Raw genomic sequence first — 23903 nt, forward strand, 5'->3', positions numbered from 1 at the left:
TCCCTGAAAAGTGGATACGGCCTGCTCTTTTCAACGTCAATTAATAAATTTACGCATGCAATAATTTCTCCCTCCGCGTTGAAACTTGCAAAGCTTCCTGTAAAGTTTCAACTTGCAGTCGCGCGCCGGTGCGCCCTATGTAGCGCCGGGGCAGCGCATGGGACCAGTGGTGGGATATCCATGTCGCGAGGGTTTGGATGCCGATGACGCACAAGACGATGGAGGATTTCGCCCGTTCCTGCGGCGTCTCCAGGCCGACACTGTCGAAATTTTTCGACGACCCGACCAGCGTCAAGCCGGCGACGCGCAAGCGCATCGAGGACGCGCTTCGCTCGTCCGACTACCAGCCGAATCTCTTCGCCCGCAATCTCAACCGCAAGCGCACCCGCAGCATCGGCATCGTCGTGCCGACGGTGACCGACCCCTTCTATTCCGAGATGGTCAGCCGCATCGAGCTCAGGCTGCGTGACGAGGGTTACTGGCCGATCGTCATCTCCTCGCATGGATCGAGCGAACTCGAGGCCGAGGCGACGCGGACCATCCTGTCGCTGAAAGTCTCCGGCGCGCTCGTCGCCCCGCTTGGCCGGCGCTCGGACCCGAAGGCGATCGAGAAGCTGACGCAAGCGATCCCGATCGTCTATTTCGACACCTATCTCGAAGGCGACACGCCTTTCGTCGGCAACAACAACGTGCAGAGCGTGTCGACAATCGTCGATTATCTTTGCCGCTCGGGCGACGCCCCGGTCTATTTCGACATCCCCCATGTCAACCACAATTCGCGCGAGCGGGTGGAGAACTACATCGCTGCCATGCGCCGGCTCGGACAGGAACCCGTCGTGTTCGGCAACATCGAGGACTACACATGGGACTTTGAACGGATCGGCTATGAGCAGACGGAGAAGCTGCTCGACAATGGCGGCCTGCCGGGCAAGACCATCCTCTGCGCCAATGACCGTCTCGCCTTCGGCGTGATGGCGGCCGCCTACTCCAAAGGGCTGAAGGTGGGCCGCAAGGCGGATTGCGACCTGCGCGTCGCAGCCCACGACGACCATCCGCTCAGCCGTTACACCTGCCCGGCGCTCACCACCATGGCGCAGGATTTCGCCGCCATGGCCGGCCGCAGCGTCGAGACGCTGCTTACCCTGCTCGACGAGGACGGCACGACCGTCGCGCCGAAGGTCAACCTCGACGCGACGCTGGTGATGCGCCAGTCGGCCTGAAGACTGCCAAAAGCCCATCGGATTCCGCTCGACGAGTGCCTCAGGCAAGCAGTCTCGCCGCTTCGTCCTCGCTAAGCAGCGGCGGCTGGTCGACGGTGCCGACGACCGCGGCGGAATTTTGGCTCTCACCCGAAGCGAGGATCGCTTCCATGATCTCCAGCACATGCAGTGCAAGCTCGCCGGACGCGCGCGGTCTCCTGCCTTCCGACAGCGACCGCGCGAGGTCGGCGACGCCGAGCATGCGGTAGTTGGCGCGGTCGGGCGCGGCATAGGGCCAGTTGCGCGCGCCATAGAGTTCACTCTCGCTCGCGAAATCCCTCCAATCTGCGCCGCGCGCCGAAAGCGAGACGGTGCCGCCAAACGTGTCGGGGTCGGGCAGCCTGAGCGAGCCTTCCGTGCCGTGCAGTTCGATCGGATGATTGGAATGCCTGAAGACGTCCCAGGAGGCGCCGAAGGTGACAGTGGCGCCGGAGCGGAATTCGAGCAGCGACAGAATGTTGGTCGGCGTGCCGACCCTGAAGCTGGTGTTCTTGTAAGGGCCGTCAGCGGTGATCAGGCGCTCCTCTTGGCCGCGCGTCGCCATCGCCATGACATGGGCAACCGGACCGAGCAGGTTGACCAGCATCGTCAGATAATAAGGCCCCATGTCGAAGACGGGACCGCCGCCCGGCTGGTAATAGAATTGCGGGTTGGGATGCCAGTGCTCCATGCCGCGCCCCATCATGAAGGCGGTGCCGGTCACGGCGCGGCCGATGGCGCCCTCGTCCATCAGGCGGCGCGCCCGGCGTCCGGCAGCGCCAAGGAAAGTATCGGGCGCCGAGCCCAGAGCAAGCCCGCGCTTCGCCGCCTCGGCGACCAGGCGGCGCCCGTCGCTGGCAGACGTCGCCAACGGCTTTTCGGTGAAGACATGTTTTCCGGCCGAAAGCGCCGAAAACGAGATGTCGAAATGCGCCGAAGGAATTGTGAGGTTGAGGACGAGATCGACCTCCGGGTCGGCCAGCAGCGCATCGACGCCGAGCGCGCGGATGCCATATTCCTTGGCGCGCAAGGTGGCCATGTCGGCGGAAATATCGGCACAAGCACGCAGTTCCACACCGGTGAAAAGTGCCGCATTGCGCAGATAGGTCATTGAGATGTTACCGCACCCGATAACACCGATGCCGAGCTTCGCCACTGATTTTGCTTGCATTTTCCTTCCGACCTCCCAATGCGGCAGCGACCGAGACAGCCCGTCGCGATGGCGGCGGACAATTTTCGTGACTCGCTATAGCGCATTTTAAATCTTGACGCGCGTAAAATTTTTATAGAGCATGTGAGAACGCTGGCGCAGCATCGGAGGCCACCAGCCCTTCGGGAGGAGAAAATGACGGACATGAAAAAACGGCCGACGGCCGGCACCAAGCCCATGGGTCATGCGCGCATTGGATCCTTTCGTCGCGGCCAAGGACCGCGACGGGTTCAGGCATAGATCACCTTGGCCCCGATCCTCTCAAGCTGGCTGCGTATCGGACCGGGCAGGCCATCGTCGGTGATCACCACATCGACGGCCGACAGCGAAAATGCCTTGGAGGTCCCGCTGACGCCCCATTTGCTCGAATCCGCAAGCAGGACGACGCGCCGGGCCATGCGAACGAGGTTTCGCTTCGTTCGCGCCATGTCTTCGTTCACGTCGACCACATCCAGTGACGAGTCTATCGCATGCGCTCCAACAAAGACCTGATGCGCCACCAAGCCGCCGAGAGCAGTGTCAGCATCGGTGATCAGCGTGCTCACCGTGTCGGGATAGACCCGGCCGCCGATCATGTGAACGTCGAGTCCGGGACGATGCATCAGATGCTGCACGATATTCATGGCCGTGGCGGCGACCACGACGTTGCTGAGCGGCGGTAACTGCATGGCAACCTGCATCAATGTCGAGCCGCCGTCGAAGATGACCGATTGGTTGTCCTCGAACAGGTCTACCGCCGCCCGGGCGATGCGCATCTTTGCATCGAGGTTGGTTTGCATCCGCCGGGCGAACGCGGCCGTGGTTGCATCGGTGGTCCGGGTCACCGCCCCTCCACGGGTCTTGGTCAGCAGTCCCTTGCGGTCCAGTATCTCGAGGTCGGAGCGTACCGTGACCTCGGATACGCCAAAACCGTCTGACAGGTCCTTCGTGCGAACCTGTCCGCTGCGTTGCACCTCGCTCAGGATCGATTGGCGTCTCTGCTCCGACAACATTGCCCTGCCCATGCCTCCCTGCGCCAAGCAACCGCTACGGCCTCGGCTCATCTTACCAAAAATATGCGAATTCGAAAGATTTCGAAAGATTGCATTTCTTATTTCTTTCGGAAACACTGAGTTCAGGATTTCGAAATCAAACGATTGGGGAATTTTGCACTCATGAGCCTGGGAACCAAGGTGCGTCTTGCACGCCTCTTCTCGCATCCATCGGGGAACCTTTTTGGCGGCGCGGTCGACCACTTTGTCGGCTATGGCGACGTGCGCAAAGGCGGTCTTGCCGACCTGCCGGGCGCGCTCGCGCGCGTCATGGTGGGCAAACCCGACTACGTCAGCATCCAGCCTGGCACCGCCCGCCATCTGTGGCCGCAATACGCGGGCAAGGCTTCGCTGGTGATCCAGGCTGGCTGCTTCACCCCGGACGATCGCATCAGTGAGTTGATAGCAACGCCCGAGGATGCGGTACGCGCGGGCGCCGATGCGTTGGCCGTGGCCATTCCGGTGCGCGGCGCGACCGAGGGCAAGTACATTCGCTGGCTGACCGATTCGGTGAACGCGGCGGCCCGCTACGGCATGCCGGTGGTGGCGCATATCTACCCTCGCGATTTCACCGACGGAGCAAAAATCGTCTTCACCCCCGACGAGATCGCCTATGCGGCGCGCATCGGCTACGAGTCCGGCGTCGACGTGATCAAGATAGGCTACACGGGCGATTTCGAGTCGTTCCGGGAGACCGTCCGGACCTGCCCGGTCCCGGTTGTGATCGCAGGCGGTCCGAAGACCGATACGCTGCTCGGCGCCCTTCAGCAGACGGCGGACGCCATCCGTGCCGGCGCGCGCGGTGCCGTGGTGGGCCGCAATCTCTGGGGGCATGGCGATCCGCAGAAGGCTGCGCTTGCCTTCCGGGGCGTCATCCATGACGGCCTTTCGGCGCAGGAAGCGCTGACGAAGGCGGGTGCCTGACCGATGCCCACCGTCCCCTCAATCCTCGGCTTCGGCGCTATCGCGATCGACGACATCGTCTATGTCGATCAGCCGTTGTCGGCGGGCAAGGGGAAGGTTCTGCAAAGCGCCCGGGCTTTCGGGGGAAATGTCGCGACGGCCCTTGCCGCCGTCGCGCGGCTCGGCGGAACGGCCGGGTTCGTCGGATGGTTGGGCAGTGCCGCGGACGACGCCGTGCTGTGCGATCTCGTTGCGAGCGGCGTTGAGACCGCATTCGCGCCGCGCCACCCGCACGCACGCCCGGTGCGCTCGCGGATCACCGTCGGCTCGGATGGGGAGCGGTTCATCGCGTATGACGACGACGCGATGCTGGGCACCGCGCCGGACTTTCCGGACGAGGTCCTCGGCCGCGCCACCGTCCTGATCGTCGATAGTTACGCGATCCGGTCGTTGGATGTCGTGGCTCGGGCCCGCGATCTCGGCCTTGCGATCCTTGGCGATGTCGAATGGAGCGACGGGCCAGCCACCGAGAGGCTGATCGCGCTCTGCGACCATCTCATTCTCCCCCTCGGCTTCGCGCGGACTGCCACGGGCTGCCGATCGCCCGCCGAGATGCTCGATGCATTGTGGCTGCCGTCTCGGTCCGCCGTGGTTCTGACCGATGGCGGCAGGGGCGTCTACTATCGCGGACGCGACGAGACAGGGCTCTGGCACCTGCCTCCGCACCGGGTTGCCGTCGTCGACTCGACCGGCGCCGGTGACTGCTTTCATGGCGCCTATGCCTATGCATTGACGCGCGGGACCGACACTGCAGGCCGGGTCGCATTCGCGGCCGCGGCGGCGGCCTTTTCGATAACGGGGCGTGGCGGGCGCGAGGCGCTTCCGACCGACGACCAGGTCACGGAACTCCTGGCTGCGACGGGCGCTCCGTCAGCAGTCGAACTGAAATATGCGCAGCTCGATACTGGCACATAGCCTGAAACTATCCGAGGAAATATTCCACAAGTGAACACAAGCCGAGGATAGCTATAAAAATCAGTGGCTTAGACTTGCGGAGGGAGGAAGATGGCAGAAGTCATTCTTGAGAATATCTGCAAGACCTACGGGAACAATTTTCACGCGATCGACCAATTGAACCTGTCGGTCGAGGACGGTGAGTTCTTGATTCTCGTCGGGCCGTCCGGCTGCGGCAAATCCACCGCGTTGCGAATGATCGCGGGACTGGAGGACATCACCAGCGGCAGCCTTCGGATCGGCGGTACCGACGTCGTCGACATGCCGCCCAAGGACCGCGACATCGCGATGGTCTTCCAGAGCTACGCGCTCTATCCGCATATGACGGTGTTCGAAAACATCGCCTTTTCGATGCGGCTGGCAGGCAAGCCGAAGGCCGAGCGCAAGAAGCGCGTGGACGAGATCGCCAAAACCCTTCAGCTGACGTCTCTGCTGGACAGCAAACCCGCGAACCTTTCAGGCGGACAGCGTCAACGGGTGGCCATGGGCCGCGCCATGGTGCGCGAGCCGGCCGCCTTTCTGATGGACGAGCCCCTTTCCAATCTGGACGCGAAACTGCGCGTGCAGATGCGCGCCGAAATCACCAGCCTGCAAAAGCAGCTCGGCGTCACGACCATATACGTGACCCACGACCAGACCGAAGCGATGACGATGGGCGACAGGGTCGCGGTGTTGAAGGGTGGCGTGCTGCAGCAGGTCGACACACCCAAGAGGCTCTATGAATCGCCGGTGAACGCCTTCGTTGCCGGCTTCATCGGGTCTCCTTCGATGAACCTTTTCGAGGCGATCCTGACAGGCGACGAGCTGACGTCCGGCACCTTAGCCATCCGGCTGCAGGATGCAGCCTTCGTGCGCAGGCCGGGCTTGAGGTCGTATACGGGGCGCAAGGTCGTGTTCGGGATCCGACCGGAGGATCTCTATGACAGCAGCCTGGAATCCGGCCGCAAGTATCAGACGATACCGGCAAAGGTGACCTCGATCGAAGAACTCGGATCCGAACATATCGTCCATCTGAACATCGACGCGGTCCGGGTGGATTCCGGCGACCCGGACGCGGTGCAGGATTTCGGCCTGGCGTCGAATGCGGTGGCGAAATTCGAACCGGTCAGCGCAGTCCGCGCCGGCTCGGAAATCCGGTTGGCCCTGGATGATACCAAGCTGCATTTCTTCGATCCCGAGACGCATCTGGCGATCTGAAGATCTGCGGCAAAGCCCGCAGGCGAGAGCGAGGCGCCTGCGAATGAAGGCTTCTGAATAAACCAGACGATCGTCCGCATTGTGCGGCCGATCCTAAATAAGGAGGAGAAAATGACGTTTCGGATACGACCCGCGATGCTGAAAATAGCCGCGGCCGCATGGTTGCTTGGCGCAACCGGCGCCATGGCGGACACGACGCTGGAATTCACCCAGTGGTGGGAGCCAGAGCTGCCCGCAGGGTCCTTGCGGAAAATCATGGATGATTTCGAGGCTGCGAACCCCGGCATCAAGGTGACGCTGGTCAGCGGCCCGTACGCGACCACGCGAGACCAGATCTCGGTTGGCGCTGCAACCGGAACGCTTAGCGACGTGGTCGGTCTCGACGGCGCTTGGGTGAACAACCTGAACGCGCAGAATGCGCTGGCCGACATGAACCCGATGATGGATGCGAGCAAGTTCGACAAAGCCCAAGTCGCGGACATCATCAAGGTGGACGGCAAGGCGGTGATGTTTCCCGTGGCTTCGTTCGTCTATCCGGTCTTCGTGAATTTGGACCTCGCCGCCCAGGCGGGCGTCACCAAGCTGCCGTCGACCCGCGCTGAGTTCCTCGAAGCCGCCAAGAAGATGACCCATGCCGACAAGAACCAGTATGGCTGGGTGCTGCCGCTGTCGCTGCAAACGCCGTCCGGTGTCCAGAACGACATGATGTCGTGGGTCTGGGCATCGGGTCAATCCATGATGGCTGACGGCAAGCCCGCCCTCGAGGGCAAGCCGGTGGTGGATATGCTCACCTTCGTCAAATCGCTCAACGACGCGGGCACCATCTCGCCCGGCATCGCCACCAAGACCGAACAAGAAAAGGTCGAGGAGTTCGTCAACGACCGGGTCGGGATGATGATCGACTCGCTCGCGCATGTGAACCTCATCCGCAAACGCAATCCGAAGCTGAACTTCGACCTCATCCCGGTCCCGGTCGTGGAGAACTACAACGGCAAGCGCGGCCTTCCCTATGCCTCGTGGGGTATCGGCATCTCCGCGGGCTCGAAACATCAGGAAGAGGCCTGGAAACTCGTCCAATATCTGATGAGCGAGAAGGTGAACGCCAAGCTCGTGTCGCTTGCAAACGCCTTCCCGGGCAACGTCAACGCCAAGCCCGATTTCGTGACCTCGGACAAGGCATTCAGCAAGGCTTTCGAAATCTTCAAGACCGGTTATCTCGCCAACGAGTTCACGGGGCTGCCGGTGGCCGAAGACCTGATGACCCAGTTCGACGTAGAGGCCCAGAAGATGCTCACCGGCGAGCAATCTCCGGAACAGGCGGCCGCTGCCGCCCAGAAAGGCTGGCTGGCGAAATTCTGATCGGCCTGTTCCCCGTTTGCTATCTTCGACCGGGTGGCCTGACTTCGGGCAGGCCACCCGGCAACAACGGATCGGCAATTTGAGATGGCCCTGTTTCCGAAGCTCACCTTCTTTTGAAGGCGTATCCCAAGGTTGGCATATGACCCGGCAAAAGCGCTCCCACCACAAGCTGAAACGAGCGATCGCACCGTACCTCTATTTGTCGCCCTCGCTGCTCATTATCGGCCTTCTGATGCTCCTGCCGATGGTGACCGTGATAGGCTATTCCTTCCAGAACAGCGCGGTGCTGCGTCGTGACCCATCCTTTGCCGGACTGAAACACTACCAGGCGATCTTCGACGACCCGGTGTTCTGGGCCTCGCTGTGGCACACGCTCTACTTCACATGCATGAGTGTCGTTTTCCACATGACCATCGGCATGGTCTTCGCGCTCATGCTGAACAGCGACCGCATCAATCCGAGGCTGCGCAATATCCTGCGCGTGCTCTACATACTGCCCTGGCTGTTCACCGCGGTGATCATCGCGGTGATCTGGCGCCTGCTGCTTGAGCCGAACGGTGTCGTGAACAGCATTCTCATGCAGATGGGCATCATCGGTTCCAAGGTCGAGTGGTTCTCCTCGCCCGAGACCGCGCTGCACGCCGTCACCTTCGCCAATATCTGGGCGGGCTACCCGCTTTTCATGGTCAGCCTGCTCGCAGGCCTGCAGGGCATTCCCAAGGATTTCTACGAGGCCGCCGATATCGACGGGGCGAAGGCCTACCAGAAGCTGATCTTCATCACCATCCCGCAGCTGATGCCGATCATCATCAGCATCTCGCTGCTCGACTTCATCTGGACCATGCAGGTCTTCCCGTTGATCTGGATAACGACGGGCGGCGGCCCGATCTACTCGACCGAGGTGCTGAGCACCTACACCTACAAGCTGGCGTTTTCGAGCTACAACCTGTCGCAGGCGTCGGCGAGCGCCGTGGTCATCTTGTTGATCTCGCTCGGCCTTACGCTGTTCTACATCCGTTATCAAAAGGCTCGGTAGTCACCATGAGGAAAAGGCACACGCCGAAAGACAGGCTGATCACCGTCGCGCTCCATGCAGCGCTTGCAGCGGGGCTCTTTTTTGCGGCCTTCCCGATTTACTGGATGCTGAGCAGCTCGTTCAAATCGAATACCGAAATCTTTGCCCTGCCGCCAACCATCCTGCCGAAGGCCTTCACGCTGGAGGCGTATGCAGCCATCCTTGGCGATCCGGTAAAGCTGCGCTTCTTCTTCAACAGCTACTTCGTGGCCGGAGCGGTGACCGTGCTGACGGTGCTGATCGCGTTGCTGGCGGCCTATGGGTTCAGCCGCTTCAGCTTCCGCGGCAAGGGCAGCCTGAACACACTCATCATCAGCACACAGACGATTCCGCCGATCACGCTTCTGATCCCCTTCTTCGGACTTGTCGTCTCCTACGGCATCTTCGACACCTACGTCGCGCTGATCCTGACTTACCTGGTGTTCACGCTGCCCTACGCGATCCTGCTGATGACGGGATATCTGAACACCTTGCCACGCGATCTCGATGAAGCGGTGGCTGTCGACGGCGGCACCAGTTGGACGGCGCTCTGGCGGGTGATCGTGCCGATCTCACTGCCTGGTATCGTGGCGACGTCGGTCTACACTTTCCTGTTGTGCTGGAACGAATTTCTCTTTGCGCTGACGCTGACGAAGTCAACCTCCATGCGCACCGTGCCGATCGGCATCCAGCTGTTAATGGGGCAGCACGCCTTCGAATGGAACCAGATGATGGCGATGAGCGTGCTCGGCTCGCTACCGCTCCTGCTCATCTACCTCGTTGCCCAGAGGTTCTTCCTCGCCGGCATGACAGCGGGCTCGGTCAAGTAGGATGTCCATCCCACGGAGACGCAGAGCGACATCAGGGAATGGGCGGTATCAAGGATTGAAAGGATGAACGTGAAAGACCTCAAAGTCGGCTGCCAGACCTTCACCTGGGAAATGCTGGGAGACCGGTTCACCGGCGGCCCCGACGACCTCGTCAAGGCAATCGCCGGCGGCGGCTATGCCGGCATCGAGATCACCGACACGATGATCGGCCGCTACGCGGACCGGCCGTCGCAATTCGCCGCCGCGTTGAAGTCGGCCGGCCTGACGCTCGTGTCCTTTGCCTTTGGATCGAAGAGCGGCTTCACGCTGAAGGACAAGATCGGCGCCGACCTCGAGACCGCCAAGCGCTGGATCGACTTTGCCGCCGCCTTCCCCGGCGCGCTGGTGTCGATGGGCTCGGCGACGGTCGTGTCCGACGGCCCGCGCAATGACAAGTTCGCCATCGCGGCGGAAGTCTACAACAAGGCCGGCGAGATCGGACGCAAGGCCGGCGTCCAGGTCGCAGTGCATCCGAGCTCGCACCACAACACGCTGCTCTTCGACCGCGCCGATTACGACCGCATCTTCGGGCTGATCGACGCCTCGCTCGTCGGCTGGGTGCCGGACACCGGACACATTTTGCGCGGCCGTCAGGACATGGCCGACACGCTCACCACCTATCGCGACCGCATCCGTTACGTGCATCTGAAGGACGTCGATGCGGCCGGCACCTGGGCGATGCTCGGCAAGGGTGTCTGCGACACGGCGAAGGTGATCGAGATTGCCAGCGCCGCACCCAACTTCAACGGCTGGCTGGTGCTGGAAGAGGAGTCCGAGACGGCAGCAGCCGACCCGGCCATAGCGGTGAAGACCAACCGCCAGACGATGAGCGGCTACGGAGCTTGAGACGATGATCCACAAGAAAGACCGTCGCCTTCGTGTCGGTGTGCTCGGCTGCGGGCCGATCGCGCAGTTCGCGCATCTGGAATCCTGCGTGAAGGCGAGCAATGCCGACCTCTACGCGATCTGCGATGCGGCGCCCGATCTCTTGGCGCGCATGGGCGCCACCTACGAACCGCAAAAAATATATGGCGACTATGACGAGATGCTCGCCGACCCCGAGCTGGAAGCTGTGATCGTCGCCACCTCGGACGCCTATCACGTGCCGATGTCGATCAAGGCGCTGGAAGCTGGCAAGCATGTGCTGTGCGAAAAGCCGATCGGCGTCTCCGTCGAGGAAGGCGAGAAGCTCGCCGGGGCGGTCAAGCGCTCGGGCAAGGTGCTGCAGGTCGGGCACATGAAGCGCTTCGACCCGGCGCTGGAAGCGGCGCGGGATTTCGTCCGCGACGAGATGGGCGAGATCCTGGCGCTGAAAGCCTGGTATTGCGATTCCACCCATCGCTACACCAACACCGATGCCGTGCAGCCGCTGCCCGTCACCAGTAAGCTGGCGAGGAAGCCATCCGGGAATCCAAAGGCGGACTTGAGGCAGTATTTCATGCTGGCGCATGGCTCGCATCTTGTCGATACGGCGCGCTTCCTCTGCGGCGAGATCCTTGCTGTTCGCGCGCGCCTCAACGAGCGCTTCGGCGCCTATTGCTGGTTTGTCGAGACCGAATTCGCCAATGGCGCGCTCGGCCATCTCGACCTCACCGTCGCGGTACGCATGGACTGGCACGAAGGCTTCCAGCTCTACGGCGAGAACGGCTCGGTGATCGCGAAAACCTTCAATCCCTGGTACTTCCGCGCCAGCGAGGTCGACATCTTCCACGAGGAGGACGCCACCTCGCGCAAGCCGCTCGGCGCCGACGGCCACTTCTTCCGCCGCCAGTTGGAAGGCCTCGCCGACACGGTGCTCGACGGCGCGCCGCAGCGCGGCGCCAATGTCGAAGACGGGCTCGCCTCGATCCGCGCCATGGTGGCGATCGCCCGCTCGGTCGAAAGCGGTGAGCGCGTGGAACTCGCCGGCGTGACGGGAGCGGTGTGATGCAGGTCGGCGTGTTCGCCAAGACGTTTGCAGGCAGCGAACCGAACGGCGTGCTCGCCGCCGTGCGCGATGCCGGCTTCGCGGTCACCCAGTTCAACCTTGCCTGCGCCGGCCTGCCGTCGATGCCGGACGCGGTTCCGGACGAAGCGATCCGCATAATCGATGCCGCCGCCAGGGCTTCCGGCGTCGGCCTCGTCGCGCTGTCGGGCACCTACAACATGGCGCATCCCGACAGCAGGGTTCGCAACGACGGACTGCGGCAGCTGGCCGTCGTCATCGAGACGGCCGCCAAGCTATCGATCCCACTTGTCACGCTCTGCACCGGGACGCGCAATGCAGAAGACCAGTGGGCGCATCACCCCGACAATGTTGACCCGTCGGCCTGGGCCGACATGGCGCGCAAAATGGAAAAGGCGCTTCACCTTGCCGAGCGCCACGGCGTCGATCTCGGCATCGAGCCGGAGCAGGCCAACGTCGTCACCTCCGCGGCCGACGCGATGCGGCTGATCGCCGAGATGGGCTCCAGGCGCCTGCGCATCGTGCTCGATCCGGCAAACCTGTTCGAGCGGGCCAATGCCGAACAAGCGCGTGCGATCGTCACCGAAGCGGTCGAACGCACGGCGGGTCATGTCTCTCTGGCGCACGCGAAGGATCGTTTCGCCGACGGCCGCTTCGCCACGGCCGGACAGGGCGTCGTCGACTTCATCGACTTCGTCGCACGGCTGAAGGCCACAGGCTTCGACGGACCGCTGGTGACGCATGGGCTTTCGGCCGAGGAGGCGCCCGGCGTAGCGCGTTTTCTCAAGGGGCTGGTGTGATGGGCACGCTGCTGCGCGACGGTGCCACGCTGCGTATGACCGACACGGGCAAAGGCCTGCCAGTCGTCTTCCAGCACGGGCTGGGCGGCGGCGAGGCGCAGGTCGCGCAGACTTTTCCCTCCGGCTTCCGCCGCATCACGCTGGAATGCCGCGGCCATGGCGGCTCCGGACTCGGCGAGCGGCGGCCATTCTCGTTCGAAATGTTCGCCGACGATGTTCTTGCCGCCGCCGACCAGGCCGGCCTCGACCGCTTCGTCGCCGGCGGCGTCTCGATGGGCGCGGGGATCGCGCTTCATCTCGCCTGCCGCCATCCGCGGCGCGTCGCCGGCCTCGTCCTGGTGCGTCCGGCATGGACGTTTTCCGCCGCGCCGCAAAACATGCAGCCGATAGCCGAGGTCGCCGGGCTCATCCTCGAACACGGGACCGACACGGGGCGGACGATCTTCGCGCGATCCGAGACCGCCACGCGGCTCTATCGCGAGGCGCCCAACAATCTTTCCTCGCTGCTCGGCTATTTCGACAGGTCCGACGCCAAGGCATTCGCGCAAGTGCTTGCCAATATCGCCACCGACGGACCGGGCGTTGCCGAACGCGACGCTGCGGCGCTCGACATTCCAGCACTGGTCATCGGCAACGAAATCGATGCCGTCCACCCGTTGTCGGCGGCCTATACGCTTGCGGCCGCGATGCCAACCGCAATCCTCGCCGAAATCACGCCGAAAGCGCGCGACAGCGCCAGGCACTTCAGCGACCTGCACACTCAGATCTCGACCTTCCTGCAATCCCATTCGAAAGTCCGGAGTCGCATTTTCTCATGACCGCCAAACCCCTCTCCGGCCCCGCCGCCATCGCCGCCCTGCCCCGCCACCGGCTCATCGGCGAATTCTCGCTGTGGTCGGCGGATCTCGCCAATATGGAGCGCGATCTGAAGCGGATCGAAGCCCATGCCGATCTGCATCACATCGACGTGGCGGATGCCCGCTTCACCCCGGGCTTCCTGTTCTTTCCCGACATGGTGGCGCGCATCGCGAAGCTGACGGCCAAGCCGATCCATGTGCACCTGATGGTCGAGGCCGAAATCGTCGAAGCGCAGACGCGCCAGTTCATCGAAGCCGGCGCCGACCTCGTGACCATCCACGCCGAAAACGGCGAGGCTGGCTTGCGCGCCGTCAAGCTGGCGCATGAGCTCGGCGCCGAGGCGGGCGTGGTGCTGCGGCTGGAGACGCCGGTCTCCGCCATCGTGCCCTTCCTTTCCGAGGTGGCCTTCGTGACGCTTCTCGGCACCTCGATCGGCGTCAAGGGGCAGAGCCTGTCCGAGCAGGCCTGCCCACGACTGATCGAGGCGCGCGCCCTGATCAGACAAGCCGGCCGCGAGGCCGAAATCATCCTCGCAGCCGATGGCGGCATCCGCCATGAGACGGTGCCGCTGCTGCGCGCCGCAGGCGCCGACACGGTGGTGCTGGGTTCGCTCGCCTTCGGCGATCCCGACCTCGCGCAGCGCATGGCCTGGCTGCACGGACTGAAGGCCGCCGCCTGATGAGCACGCTCGCGCTTGCCTTCGATCTCGGCGGCACGGAGCTGCGCGGCGCGCTGGTCAAGCGCAGCGGCGATGTCGTCGCACGCGTCTCGGAAGCAACATTGGCGGGCGCGGGTTCGGAAGCGGTGATCGGCCAGATCATCGCGCTAGCGGGCAGGCTCCTCAAAGAGCATCCGCAGGCAAGGGTCATTGGCATCGGTGCTTGCGCGCCCGGCCCACTCGACCCCAAGGCGGGTATCGTCATCGGGCCGCCGACGCTCGCCGGCTGGCATAACGTGCCCATGATCGACATCTTGAGCCGTCAGTTCGGCCTGCCGGTGCGGCTGGAGAACGACGCCAACGCGGCGGCGCTGGGCGAATGGCGTTTCGGCGCCGGCCGGGGCGCCGCATCGATGGTCTTCGTCACCGTGTCGACCGGCATCGGCGGCGGCGTAATCGCCGACGGTCACATCTATCACGGCAGACGTGGGCTCGCGGCCGAGATCGGCCACATGACGATCACCGGCGAAGGCGACCGCTGCTTCTGCGGTGCCGTCGGCTGCTTCGAGGCGGTCGCCTCCGGCACCGCGCTCGGGCGCCGGGCGACGCGGCTCACCTCGCCGGGCGACGGCTCGCTGCTCCGGCGTCTTTCGAAGGATGGCGACGTTTCCGCCCGCCATGTCGTCGAGGCCGCGCGTGCCGGCGATGCCGGCGCCCGCCAATTGGTCGAGGCGGAGGCGAAGTGGCTCGGCATAGGCTTCACCAACCTGCTGCATCTCTATTCGCCCGAGGTGATCGTCATGGGCGGCGGGCTCGCCAACGGCTTCGATCTTCTGGCGCCGGGAATCAGGGCGACGGTCGAGGAGCGCGCCATGCAGGCATATCGCGACGTGCCGATCGTGCCGGCCGAGCTCGGCGACCGCGCCGGGCTGGTCGGCGCGGCCAGCCTGATCCTGTGGGAGGGCGAGCCCGGTACGGCGCTGGCGATGGTGCAGAATGAGGAGACGTAGGCCGGCGGAAAAGCCGGCGCCAGGGAGGCAAGCCATGGCTGAGCTCAAGCTGCGCGGCGTGCGCAAATCCTACGGATCGGCGGAGATCATCAAGGGCATCGATCTCGACGTCGCGGATCGCGAATTCGTCGTCTTCGTCGGCCCGTCCGGCTGCGGCAAGTCGACCTTGTTGCGCATGATCGCGGGGTTGGAGAAGATCACAGCCGGAGACCTCACCATCGACGGCGGGCGCGCCAACGACATCGACCCGTCGGAGCGTGGACTTGCGATGGTGTTCCAGTCCTACGCGCTCTATCCGCATATGAGCGTAGCCGAGAACATGGGCTTCGCGCTGAAGATCGCCAGCGTGCCGGTGGCGGAGCGCCAGCGCAAGGTGAAGGAAGCGGCCGACGTGCTGTTGCGCATCTGCTCGACCGCCGGCCGAAGGCATTGTCGGGCGGCCAGCGCCAACGCGTCGCCATCGGCCGCGCCATCGTGCGCAACCCGAAAGTGTTTCTGTTCGACGAGCCGCTGTCCAATCTAGACGCAGCGCTGCGCGTCAGCATGCGGCTGGAGTTGATGCGGCTGCATGAGCAGCTCCAGGCGACGATGATCTATGTCACGCATGACCAGATCGAAGCCATGACCATGGCCGATAAGATCGTGGTGCTGAACGGCGGCACGATCGAGCAGGTCGGCTCGCCGCTCGACCTCTACAACCGGCCGGCCAACACTTTCGTCGCCGGCTTCATCGGCTCGCCGAAGATGAACCTGATCAAGGTGAAGGTCGCATCGACCGGGGCCGACGGCGTGGGCGTCGGCCTGCCCGGCGGCAGGACGCTTACCGTGCCGGTCGAGGCAGGGGGCACCAAGGCCGGCGACGAGCTGCTGCTTGGCATGCGGCCTGAGCATCTCAAGGTGGCGTCCGACGGGCCGTTCAAGGGGCAGGCCGCGCTCGCGGAGCGACTCGGCAGCCTGACCATTTTCCATGTCGAGGTCGCCTCCGACGTCTCGCTGGTAGTGCAGGCCGAAGGCGGCGACGCAACGCCGCTGCACACACCCATCGCGCTCGATATTGCAGCAGCGACCTGCCATTTGTTCCGGCCTGAAGGGCCGGCATTAATGCCGTTGGCTTGAAATCGAAGAGACGCCGGCGGGATAGCGCTGTCCTGCCGGACATCTCCCTCACTTGGGGGGAGATTGGCAGCTTCCGGCCGCTGCATCTTCCCTGCAACGTTGGCGATTGGGGAAAGCGTGAGTGACATCCGATCTCCTCCCTCGTGGGGAGATGTCCGGCAGGACAGAGGGGCGCGAAGGATCGCAAGCTCCCCTTCTTCACCGCTGGATCACACGACCCTCGCTGCACCGCAGCACATCAAAATGCACAACACACCATTTTAATTATTGACGCATGTCAAATTTTTCTGAAGCATGCGGAAATGCTGGCAAGGCATAGGCCAGCGCTCTGGGAGGAGCAATGCCTGACATGGAAAAACCCGAGTCAGCGGTCGCGGCCCGCGCACGTCGCGGTCGGCATCCGGTCATCACCTTTGACAGGACGAGCGCCGGGGTCGCTTGTGTCACGTCAGGCATTCCCGCCCGCAGAAAACGAGGCGACAACCAAGAATTCGGAGGAGGAATATCCATGCGCATCTTCAACGGCCTGACGCTTGGCGCGGGCCTGCTTGCCACCATTATCTCGGCATCGGCCCAGGCCGAGGAGGCAAAGGTCGCGGCGATCGTGAAGGGTCTCGACAATCCCTTCTTCCAGTACATGCAGAAGGGCATCGAGGAGCAGGCCAAGGCCGACGGCGTCGGCGTGACCGTGCAAGCCGCCGCCAATATGGGCGACGCGACCGGCCAGGCCGACAAGCTGACCGCGCTCGCCATGCAGGATTTCGACTGCTACCTCACCAACCCGATCAGCGTCTCCAATCTTGTGCAGGCGCTGGTGCCGGTCGCCCAGAAGAAGAAGCCGATCGTCAACATCGACAGCACGATCGATCCCGAACAGGCCAAGGCCGCCGGCTTCGCCGTTTCCACCTATATCGGCACCGACAATGTCGCCGCCGGCGCGCTGGCCGGCGAGGAAATGCTGAAGCTGGTGCCGAAGGGCTCGAAGGTCGCGCTGATTGCCGGTATCGTCGGCGACGTCGGCTCCAACGCCCGCATCAAGGGCTTCAAGCAGGCCGTCGAAGGCAAGCTCGAGGTGGCGGTGATGGTGAGCGCCGACTGGGATCGCGAGAAGGCGCTGACGGCGGCCACCGACATCTTGCAGGCGCATCCCGACCTCGCCGGCTTCTTCGCCGCCAACGACATCATGGCGCTCGGCGTCGAGCGCGCCGTGCAGACCTCCGGCAAGGAGGTCAAGGTGATCGGCCTCGACGGCATCGTCGACGCCCTGAAGTCGGTTGCCGCGGGCGAGCTTTCGGCCACCGTCGCCCAGTATCCTTACGTGGTCGGCGCAATGGGCGTCGAGGCCTGCAAGGCGGCCGCCATGGGCAAGGAGCTGCCCGCCAACGTGCCGGCACCGGTGCTCTTGATCAACAATGACAACGCCGAAGCCTCGCTGAAGAACTTCCCGCGGCCCGGCGGTGACTATCCCGACCCCTTCCGCGAGATGCTGAAGTGAGCCTTCCCACAGACAACGCGCCCGCTGTCCCACGGGCGGGCGCCACGGAGGAGAGCCGTCCCTCCCTTGCGGCTCTCCTCCTCGATCCTTCCTTCTGGGCCGACTGGGCGTCCGTCGTCGGCCTGGTCGGCCTCGTCATCCTGTTCGGCATCACCCAACCCGTCTTCCTCAGCGTCGCCAATCTGCAGGCGCTGCTGCTCGCGGCAGCGATCCTGGTCGTGCTGTCGATCGGCCAGACCTTCGTCGTCGCGACCTCCGGCGTCGACCTGTCGCTTGCAGCCGCCGTCATGCTGGGTGCCGTCATCCTCGGCCTGGTCCACGCCGCCGGCTGGGGCGTCTTCGCGGCCTGCATGCTCGCTGTCGCCGCCACCGGCGCGATCGGCCTGCTCAACGGTGTGCTAATCACCGCGGGACGCATTCCCGATTTCGTGGTGACGCTCGGCACGCTTTCCGGCATCACCGGCCTCGGCCTCATCATCTCCGGCGGCGAGCCGGCAATGGTCGGCTCGACCTTCCTGCTCAAGCTCGCCTCGGGCTCCTTCGGGCCGTTCGGCTATCCGGTCTGGGTGGCGATCGCGGCGGTCGTCGTCGCGCATATCGCGCTCTATCACACGCGTTTCGGCGTGCATCTCTTGGCAACCGGCGGCCAGGCCGAAAGCGCTGCCGCGCTGGGCATCCGCACCGGCAGGGTGAAGATCGCCGCCTATACGATCTCCGGCTTCTGCGCAGGCATCGCCGCGATCCTTCTGGTGGCGCGCATCGGATCGGCCGAACCACAGATCAACACCAGCCTTTTGTTGAACTCGGTGGCGGCCGTGGTGCTGGGCGGCGTCAGCCTGTTCGGCGGCCGCGCCAGCATCCTGGGGCCGGCGATCGGCGCGCTGATGCTGACGGCGCTGGTCAACGGGCTGACGCTGCTCAGCGTCTCGGCCTTCTACCAGCCGCTTGCCGTGGGCGTCATCGTGGTGCTGGCAGCGCTGATCATGCGGTATCAGAAATGAGCACGGTCAATCACATCGCGCCTTCCGAGGCGATCCTTGCCTGCCAGGGACTGAGCAAGCATTTCGGCGGCATCCGCGCCTTCACCGACGTCGGTTTCGAGGCGAGACGCGGCGAGGTCACCGCTGTGATCGGCGACAATGGCGCCGGCAAGTCGACGCTGATCCGCTGCCTGGTCGGTGTGCATCAGCCGGACGGCGGCACGATCTACTTCGACGGACGGCCGCATCCATTCTCCAATCCGGACGAGGCGCGCAAGGCGGGCATCGAGACCGTGCACCAGAACCTGGCGCTGATCGACGAACTGACGGTGGCGCAGAACCTCTTCCTCAACCGCGAGATCGTGCGCCGCATCGGGCCGTTCGCGCTGCTCGACCGCAAGGCGATGAAGGCCCAGGCGCGCGCCATGCTGTCCAAGCTGTCGATCAATGTGCCATCGGTGAGCCAGCGCGTGCGGCGCCTTTCCGGCGGGCAGCGGCAGGCGATCTCGATCTGCCGCGCCGCCGGGTCCGGCGCCAAGCTGGTGGTGATGGACGAGCCGACGGCAGCGCTCGGCGTTCAGGAGACGGCCAATGTCGAGGCGCTGATCCGCAAGCTGCGCGAGCAAGGCGTGAGCGTCATCCTGATCAGCCATAATTTCGATCAGGTGCGGCGGCTCTCCGACCAGATCTGGGTGATGCGCGCCGGCAGGATGGTGGCGACGGTGCGTGCGTCCGAAACCAGCGGCAACGAGCTGGTGGCGCTGGTGACCGGCGCGGCGTGACGCCGCCGCACCTGGACAGAGAACTTGAAAACAATCGCGTTGAGAAGGAGTTTGCCGTGGCGCTGATCCGTGTCGGGCTTGTGGGTCTTGGAGAGGTCGCGCAATCGATCCATCTGCCGGTGCTGGCCGACCAGCGCGACCGCTGGGTGATTGCCGGCGTACATGACGTTTCGCCAAGCCTGGTGTCGCTCATCACATCGGAATATCCGACCGCCAGGGCGTATGAGAGCGCGGAAGCGCTGATCAGTTCGCGCGACATCGACGCGGTCTTCGTGCTGTCGTCCGACGACACGCACAGCCGCTTCGTTCGCGCCGCGATCGCAGCCGACAAGCACATCCTGCTGGAAAAGCCCGCCTGCCTGACGGTGCGCGAGATCGACGAACTGCTCACGCTCAGCAAGGGCTACGGCAAGACGATCTTCGTCGGCTACATGCGCCGCTACGCGCCGGCCTATCTGGCGGCAAGGCAGGAACTGCCGGCGCATCGCGACATCACGCATGTCCGCATCTTCGACCTGATCTCGGAGGGCCGGCATTTCCTCAAAAAGAGCCAGAACATCCTCTACCCTCAGGACATCGACCCGGGGATTCTGGCGCGCGGCGCCAAGGAGCGCGACGCACTGATCCGCGAGGTGGTCGGCGAGAATGCGTCGACCGACTTGGTGCGCGCCTATCGCGGGCTCACCGCGCTTTCCTCGCATCATATCTCGGCCATGCGCGGGCTGATCGGCGAGCCGAAGCGCGTGGTGGCGGCGCACCGCACCAATGGCGGCGCCAACACGAGCGTGACCTTCGACTACGGCCATTTCGCCTGCCTCTATGACGCGGTGGTCGACGATCTCGGCCTGTTCGACGCCATGATCGAGGTGCGCTCCAACACCAGGCGGGTGCGCATCATCTACGACACGCCCTATATCCGCAGCCTGCCGACACGGCTCGAGGTGACGGAGGCCGGCCCGCTCGGCCCGGTGACGAAGGCGTTCGGCCCGCTCTACGGCGACGCCTTCTCCAACGAGCTCGAGACTTTCTATCGCCACATCATGGAGGGCACGAAGCCATTGACCGACCTCGCGGACTCGCGACGTGATCTCGCGCTGATGGCCGAGATCATCGAGCGGATGAAGGAGAGCGGCGGGAGCTGAGGCCGCCGCCTGCCTCATCATCGCGGGCCGCCGGCATGGCCTTGGGCTGAGGACGCGCCAGCAGATAGAAGGCGGCGATATGCGTGATCATCAGCAAGGGCACATAGAGGATCGGGATCGCGTACGTGGCGCCCAACTGCCCGGCCTGCTCGGGCAGATGAAGCACGGTGCCCTGATAGTAGTCGCCGATAAGGTCGACTATCCCGACCAGATTGAAGGCCACGACGGACGGCCAGAAGATCGAAGGCCGCCTCGCGGCAAGCAGCGCCAGCATGGCCAGCAATCCGGTCGCGAAATCGCCATAGGCGGCGAAGACGGCGAAGCCTGCGGGCAGGTTCGGACCAACGACGCCCGGCAGCAGGAAGACCAACCCGAAGAAGCGAAAGCTGTGCAGCGTGGCGATGGCGCGCTGCGCCTCGACGCGGTCCATGAGCTTGAGCCTTGGCCAGATATAGGCGCCGAAGCAAAGCAGCCATGGCGCGTAGCCCAGGACGAGATGGATGTTGAAGATCGTCGCCGGCGACATTTTTGTCTCCTCTAGCTCTTGACTGGAACGGCTTCGAACACCGCCGTCAGGACACCCAGCCGGCCTTCCATCAGATTGCGTCCGAGATTGGCGGCAAAATCCGCGAAACCCGGCCCCATGACGACGCCGAGGTTCAGCGAAGGCGGCGGGCCGGACGCCCGCAGCGCCGCGAACCAGGTCTTGGCGTCCGCGGTATCGTCCTGCTGGACAAGCATGCGGAACCCGGCAGCCTCGATCGCCTCGCAGGTCGCGGCGGCGGTGAGCAGAAAGCTCTCCGCCGGGGTCTTGGCCCAGGGAACCGGATAGAGGGGATCGCCACCGTTCAGCACGACGTCGAAGGCCGCGAATTTTCCGCCCGGCTTCAGCATGCGCCTTATTTCACGATAAAGAAGCGGGCGGTCGGCGATGTTCATCGCCACATGCTGCAGCAAAACGACGTCGAAACCGCCGTCGTCGAAGGGAAGCGCCAGCGCGCTGCCGGTCTTGAACGACACCTTTGCGGCCTGCCCCGTCCGCGCGGTCAGATAATTCGCGGCTTCGACGAAGGGCTCGCTGAGGTCGACACCCGTCACCTCGCAGCCGTAGGCCGCGGCCAGAAAGCGGGCCGGTCCGCCCACCCCCGACCCGACGTCGAGGACCGACATGTCGGCCGTAATGCCGGCCAATTTGGCAAGCTCGGCGGTCGCAGCGAGCCCGCGCGTGTGGAACTGGTCGAGGGTGGCCAGTTGCTCGGGCTTCAGCCGCTCTTCCTCCGACCCGAAGACAGCCAGAGCCATCTTCAGACGCTCGGCCAGACCGGCCGCACGGTAGTGATCGCGCACGCGATCGAGGTCATCTGCCATCTTCAATTCCTTCCAGTTTCTCGCCACAGACATAGGACGGCTATCGGCCGGCAACTATCCGCGATAATGTCGATAGGCTATGAAGCAGAACTTCACAGTCAGGCATGGCGCACTGGACGGCGTGGAGGCGTTCCTGAGCGTCGCCAAGCACCGCAATTTCCGCAAGGCGTCAGCCGAGCTCGGCGTGACGCCGTCAGCGATCAGCCAGGCGGTGCGTGCACTCGAGGCTCGTATCGGCGCCGCGCTTTTCCTCCGCACGACGCGCAGTGTCGGCCTGACGGAGGCCGGCGAGCGATTCCTGTCGCGCGCAGGGCCTGCCTTCGAGGAGCTGGTCGCCGCGAGCGAGGTCGCGCATGAATTCGGCAAGCGCCCGACCGGATTGCTGCGCCTCTCGGTGCCGCCGGCGGTGATGCCGCTCCTGCTGGAGCCGCTCATCGCATCCTTCTGCCAAGCCTATCCCGAAATCGAGCTGGAGATCGTCGCAAGCGGGGAACTCGTCGATGTCGCCGCCGAAGGATTCGATGCCGGCATCCGGCTCGGCGAGCTCATCGCCGCCGACATGGTGGCGGTGCGGCTGACGCCGCCGTTCCCGCTGTTGGTCGTCGGCAGCCCCGACTATCTGCGCCAACGGTCGCGGCCGGAGCACATCGAGGACCTGCGCGGGCATGCCTGCCTGCGCATGCGGCGCTCGAACGGCTCGGTCGCCCCCTGGCGCTTTACCGACGGCAACAGGACGGTCGAGGCCATCGTCACAGGGCCGCTCATCGCACACGACTACCCAACGCTTCTCGGCGCGGCGATCCAGGGTGTGGGACTTGCACAGGTGCCTGGCCCGCTCGCCAGCGCACCGGTCGCCGATGGCCGATTGCAAGCGCTCTTGACGCCGTTCGCCGTCACCACACCGGGGGCGTTCCTCTACTATCCCGAACGACGGCAGGTCCTGCCCAAGCTGCGGGCGTTCATCGATCATATCAGGGCGGCGCCGGGGCCGCGCTGAAACGATCGCGAAAACGGCAACCAGCGGGTCTGAGCAGAAAGGTCGTGCCGGAAGATTCGGCATAGCCGGACGCGTTGCGGCGTTCGATTTCCTGCTCGACCTCGCGCCAAATGCCGGCATCGTTGTTCGGGGCTTCGAGTCTGGCCGCAAAGGTAGACACAGGGAAGAAGCCCTATATATCGAACTCGCCCTGTCCTTCGTCCATGGCGCTGACGGTTTCGGCGGCAAGCGCGCGGGTGATCGGCGTCTTGCGCTCGAGCGCGGCGCGGTCAAGGCGTTCCACGACCCGCATCGCGGTCGCCAGCGAACGCTCGATGCGCCGCACCAGATATTGCACGACATGCGGCTCGACCTCGATCTGGCGATCGGCGAACAATTTTGTGATGACGCCGGCGAGCAGCAGGTCGTCCGGCTCGTGGATCTCGACCGTCGCCGCCGCCTTCAGCCGCGAGATGAGGTCGGGCAGCGCGACGCGCCAGGCGGAAGGAAAGCGGCGCGCGGTGAGAAGCAGCGTGGAGCCGGCGCCGCGCACCGTGTTGATCAGGTGGAACAAGCCCTGTTCGTCGATCGGGCCCTTGTCGATGTCGTCGATGAGCGCGGGCCTGGTGCCAAGCCCGCCGATGTGCTCGCCGATCCTGTCGGGATCGATGGCAACGGCGTGCGCTTGCGTTTGCCAGATATGAGCAAGATGCGTCTTGCCGGAACCCGGGGGGCCGGCCAGCACCACCACCGGCGAGGGCCAGTCCGGCCATCGGTCGACGAGCGCCGCGGCCTCGGCGTTCGTGCCGGAGACGACGAGCTCGTCGCGCGAATAGCCGGTGCCGTGGCCGAGGTCGAGCGGCAGCTGGCGTGGCGGATCGGTGCGCTCACCAGCCAT

23 protein-coding genes and 1 pseudogene are annotated in these 23903 nt (G+C 64.3%); 19 read left to right on the plus strand and 5 right to left on the minus strand.

What is annotated here, in order from left to right:
- Positions 1–197: 197 nt before the first annotated feature.
- On the plus strand, positions 198–1220 hold the full coding sequence (locus EJ070_RS34990) for a LacI family DNA-binding transcriptional regulator (protein WP_126095419.1): 1023 nt from the start codon (positions 198–200) through the stop codon (positions 1218–1220).
- A gap of 40 nt (positions 1221–1260) precedes the next feature.
- On the opposite strand, the gene EJ070_RS34995 is transcribed toward EJ070_RS34990, so the two are convergent.
- On the minus strand, positions 1261–2409 hold the full coding sequence (locus tag EJ070_RS34995; protein WP_126095420.1) for a Gfo/Idh/MocA family oxidoreductase: 1149 nt from the start codon (positions 2407–2409) through the stop codon (positions 1261–1263).
- Positions 2410–2678: 269 nt separating this feature from the next.
- Positions 2679–3440, minus strand: coding sequence for a DeoR/GlpR family DNA-binding transcription regulator (locus tag EJ070_RS35000; RefSeq protein ID WP_126095421.1), 762 nt, complete (start codon positions 3438–3440; stop codon positions 2679–2681).
- Between the two features lie 162 nt (positions 3441–3602).
- Here EJ070_RS35000 and EJ070_RS35005 point away from each other — a divergent pair, with 162 nt between their 5' ends.
- From EJ070_RS35005 to EJ070_RS35085, 17 genes and pseudogenes are all read left to right on the plus strand, one after another.
- Positions 3603–4403 (plus strand): class I fructose-bisphosphate aldolase, encoded by an 801-nt coding sequence (locus EJ070_RS35005; protein WP_126095422.1) that lies wholly within the window; start codon positions 3603–3605, stop codon positions 4401–4403.
- Positions 4404–4406: 3 nt separating this feature from the next.
- A complete protein-coding gene (locus EJ070_RS35010; RefSeq protein ID WP_126095423.1) occupies positions 4407–5357 on the plus strand; it encodes a PfkB family carbohydrate kinase in 951 nt (316 codons plus the stop codon).
- A gap of 90 nt (positions 5358–5447) precedes the next feature.
- Positions 5448–6593, plus strand: coding sequence for an ABC transporter ATP-binding protein (locus EJ070_RS35015; RefSeq protein ID WP_126095424.1), 1146 nt, complete (start codon positions 5448–5450; stop codon positions 6591–6593).
- Positions 6594–6704: 111 nt separating this feature from the next.
- Positions 6705–7952 (plus strand): sugar ABC transporter substrate-binding protein, encoded by a 1248-nt coding sequence (locus tag EJ070_RS35020; protein ID WP_126095425.1) that lies wholly within the window; start codon positions 6705–6707, stop codon positions 7950–7952.
- 139 nt (positions 7953–8091) lie between these two features.
- A complete protein-coding gene (locus tag EJ070_RS35025; protein ID WP_126095426.1) occupies positions 8092–8988 on the plus strand; it encodes a sugar ABC transporter permease in 897 nt (298 codons plus the stop codon).
- Between the two features lie 5 nt (positions 8989–8993).
- Positions 8994–9836 (plus strand): carbohydrate ABC transporter permease, encoded by an 843-nt coding sequence (locus EJ070_RS35030; protein ID WP_126095427.1) that lies wholly within the window; start codon positions 8994–8996, stop codon positions 9834–9836.
- A 63-nt stretch (positions 9837–9899) separates the two neighbouring features.
- Complete coding sequence (locus EJ070_RS35035) at positions 9900–10721, plus strand: sugar phosphate isomerase/epimerase (RefSeq protein ID WP_126095428.1); 822 nt, start codon at positions 9900–9902, stop codon at positions 10719–10721.
- Positions 10722–10725: 4 nt separating this feature from the next.
- A complete protein-coding gene (locus EJ070_RS35040) occupies positions 10726–11802 on the plus strand; it encodes a Gfo/Idh/MocA family oxidoreductase (RefSeq protein WP_126095429.1) in 1077 nt (358 codons plus the stop codon).
- Positions 11802–12620, plus strand: a complete 819-nt coding sequence (locus EJ070_RS35045) for a sugar phosphate isomerase/epimerase (protein WP_126095430.1) — start codon at positions 11802–11804, stop codon at positions 12618–12620. Before EJ070_RS35040 ends, EJ070_RS35045 begins: the two co-directional genes overlap by 1 nt.
- On the plus strand, positions 12620–13438 hold the full coding sequence (locus EJ070_RS35050; RefSeq protein ID WP_126095431.1) for an alpha/beta fold hydrolase: 819 nt from the start codon (positions 12620–12622) through the stop codon (positions 13436–13438). Before EJ070_RS35045 ends, EJ070_RS35050 begins: the two co-directional genes overlap by 1 nt.
- On the plus strand, positions 13435–14157 hold the full coding sequence (locus EJ070_RS35055; RefSeq protein ID WP_126095432.1) for a ribulose-phosphate 3-epimerase: 723 nt from the start codon (positions 13435–13437) through the stop codon (positions 14155–14157). The genes EJ070_RS35050 and EJ070_RS35055 overlap by 4 nt, the downstream gene beginning before the upstream one ends.
- Positions 14157–15146 carry an ROK family protein gene (locus EJ070_RS35060; protein ID WP_126095433.1) on the plus strand — a complete coding sequence of 330 codons (990 nt, stop codon included), beginning with the start codon at positions 14157–14159 and terminating at the stop codon, positions 15144–15146. The genes EJ070_RS35055 and EJ070_RS35060 overlap by 1 nt, the downstream gene beginning before the upstream one ends.
- Positions 15147–15180: 34 nt before the next feature.
- Positions 15181–16262, plus strand: a pseudogene (gene ugpC / locus EJ070_RS35065) (sn-glycerol-3-phosphate ABC transporter ATP-binding protein UgpC).
- Between the two features lie 508 nt (positions 16263–16770).
- Complete coding sequence (locus EJ070_RS35070; RefSeq protein ID WP_126095434.1) at positions 16771–17757, plus strand: substrate-binding domain-containing protein; 987 nt, start codon at positions 16771–16773, stop codon at positions 17755–17757.
- Complete coding sequence (locus tag EJ070_RS35075; protein ID WP_126095435.1) at positions 17754–18758, plus strand: ABC transporter permease; 1005 nt, start codon at positions 17754–17756, stop codon at positions 18756–18758. Before EJ070_RS35070 ends, EJ070_RS35075 begins: the two co-directional genes overlap by 4 nt.
- Entirely contained in the window at positions 18755–19519 is a 765-nt protein-coding gene (locus EJ070_RS35080; RefSeq protein ID WP_126095436.1) for an ATP-binding cassette domain-containing protein, read from the plus strand. Before EJ070_RS35075 ends, EJ070_RS35080 begins: the two co-directional genes overlap by 4 nt.
- A gap of 56 nt (positions 19520–19575) precedes the next feature.
- Positions 19576–20661, plus strand: a complete 1086-nt coding sequence (locus tag EJ070_RS35085) for a Gfo/Idh/MocA family oxidoreductase (RefSeq protein WP_126095437.1) — start codon at positions 19576–19578, stop codon at positions 20659–20661.
- Here the strand turns inward: EJ070_RS35085 and EJ070_RS35090 are convergent.
- Both EJ070_RS35090 and EJ070_RS35095 read right to left on the minus strand, forming a co-directional pair.
- On the minus strand, positions 20627–21187 hold the full coding sequence (locus EJ070_RS35090) for a hypothetical protein (RefSeq protein ID WP_126095438.1): 561 nt from the start codon (positions 21185–21187) through the stop codon (positions 20627–20629). The two genes, EJ070_RS35085 and EJ070_RS35090, sit on opposite strands and share 35 nt — an antisense overlap.
- A gap of 11 nt (positions 21188–21198) precedes the next feature.
- A complete protein-coding gene (locus tag EJ070_RS35095) occupies positions 21199–22029 on the minus strand; it encodes a class I SAM-dependent methyltransferase (RefSeq protein ID WP_126095439.1) in 831 nt (276 codons plus the stop codon).
- A gap of 79 nt (positions 22030–22108) precedes the next feature.
- On the opposite strand from EJ070_RS35095, the gene EJ070_RS35100 reads away from it, so the two are divergent.
- Positions 22109–23026, plus strand: a complete 918-nt coding sequence (locus tag EJ070_RS35100; protein WP_126095440.1) for a LysR family transcriptional regulator — start codon at positions 22109–22111, stop codon at positions 23024–23026.
- A 172-nt stretch (positions 23027–23198) separates the two neighbouring features.
- On the opposite strand, the gene hdaA is transcribed toward EJ070_RS35100, so the two are convergent.
- Entirely contained in the window at positions 23199–23903 is a 705-nt protein-coding gene (gene hdaA, locus EJ070_RS35105) for a DnaA regulatory inactivator HdaA (RefSeq protein ID WP_126095441.1), read from the minus strand.

Source organism: Mesorhizobium sp. M1E.F.Ca.ET.045.02.1.1 (assembly GCF_003952485.1).
Taxonomy (GTDB): Bacteria; Pseudomonadota; Alphaproteobacteria; order Rhizobiales; family Rhizobiaceae; genus Mesorhizobium.

Excerpts from the sequence above, each read along its gene's own strand:
- EJ070_RS34990 (WP_126095419.1), top strand. The coding sequence starts at position 198 with ATGCCGATGACGCACAAGACGATGGAGGATTTCGCCCGTTCCTGCGGC.
- EJ070_RS34995 (WP_126095420.1), bottom strand. The coding sequence starts at position 2,409 with ATGCAAGCAAAATCAGTGGCGAAGCTCGGCATCGGTGTTATCGGGTGC.
- EJ070_RS35000 (WP_126095421.1), bottom strand. The coding sequence starts at position 3,440 with ATGTTGTCGGAGCAGAGACGCCAATCGATCCTGAGCGAGGTGCAACGC.
- EJ070_RS35005 (WP_126095422.1), top strand. The coding sequence starts at position 3,603 with ATGAGCCTGGGAACCAAGGTGCGTCTTGCACGCCTCTTCTCGCATCCA.
- EJ070_RS35010 (WP_126095423.1), top strand. The coding sequence starts at position 4,407 with ATGCCCACCGTCCCCTCAATCCTCGGCTTCGGCGCTATCGCGATCGAC.
- EJ070_RS35015 (WP_126095424.1), top strand. The coding sequence starts at position 5,448 with ATGGCAGAAGTCATTCTTGAGAATATCTGCAAGACCTACGGGAACAAT.
- EJ070_RS35020 (WP_126095425.1), top strand. The coding sequence starts at position 6,705 with ATGACGTTTCGGATACGACCCGCGATGCTGAAAATAGCCGCGGCCGCA.
- EJ070_RS35025 (WP_126095426.1), top strand. The coding sequence starts at position 8,092 with ATGACCCGGCAAAAGCGCTCCCACCACAAGCTGAAACGAGCGATCGCA.
- EJ070_RS35030 (WP_126095427.1), top strand. The coding sequence starts at position 8,994 with ATGAGGAAAAGGCACACGCCGAAAGACAGGCTGATCACCGTCGCGCTC.
- EJ070_RS35035 (WP_126095428.1), top strand. The coding sequence starts at position 9,900 with ATGAACGTGAAAGACCTCAAAGTCGGCTGCCAGACCTTCACCTGGGAA.
- EJ070_RS35040 (WP_126095429.1), top strand. The coding sequence starts at position 10,726 with ATGATCCACAAGAAAGACCGTCGCCTTCGTGTCGGTGTGCTCGGCTGC.
- EJ070_RS35045 (WP_126095430.1), top strand. The coding sequence starts at position 11,802 with ATGCAGGTCGGCGTGTTCGCCAAGACGTTTGCAGGCAGCGAACCGAAC.
- EJ070_RS35050 (WP_126095431.1), top strand. The coding sequence starts at position 12,620 with ATGGGCACGCTGCTGCGCGACGGTGCCACGCTGCGTATGACCGACACG.
- EJ070_RS35055 (WP_126095432.1), top strand. The coding sequence starts at position 13,435 with ATGACCGCCAAACCCCTCTCCGGCCCCGCCGCCATCGCCGCCCTGCCC.
- EJ070_RS35060 (WP_126095433.1), top strand. The coding sequence starts at position 14,157 with ATGAGCACGCTCGCGCTTGCCTTCGATCTCGGCGGCACGGAGCTGCGC.
- EJ070_RS35070 (WP_126095434.1), top strand. The coding sequence starts at position 16,771 with ATGCGCATCTTCAACGGCCTGACGCTTGGCGCGGGCCTGCTTGCCACC.
- EJ070_RS35080 (WP_126095436.1), top strand. The coding sequence starts at position 18,755 with ATGAGCACGGTCAATCACATCGCGCCTTCCGAGGCGATCCTTGCCTGC.
- EJ070_RS35090 (WP_126095438.1), bottom strand. The coding sequence starts at position 21,187 with ATGTCGCCGGCGACGATCTTCAACATCCATCTCGTCCTGGGCTACGCG.
- EJ070_RS35095 (WP_126095439.1), bottom strand. The coding sequence starts at position 22,029 with ATGGCAGATGACCTCGATCGCGTGCGCGATCACTACCGTGCGGCCGGT.
- EJ070_RS35100 (WP_126095440.1), top strand. The coding sequence starts at position 22,109 with ATGAAGCAGAACTTCACAGTCAGGCATGGCGCACTGGACGGCGTGGAG.
- hdaA (WP_126095441.1), bottom strand. The coding sequence starts at position 23,903 with ATGGCTGGTGAGCGCACCGATCCGCCACGCCAGCTGCCGCTCGACCTC.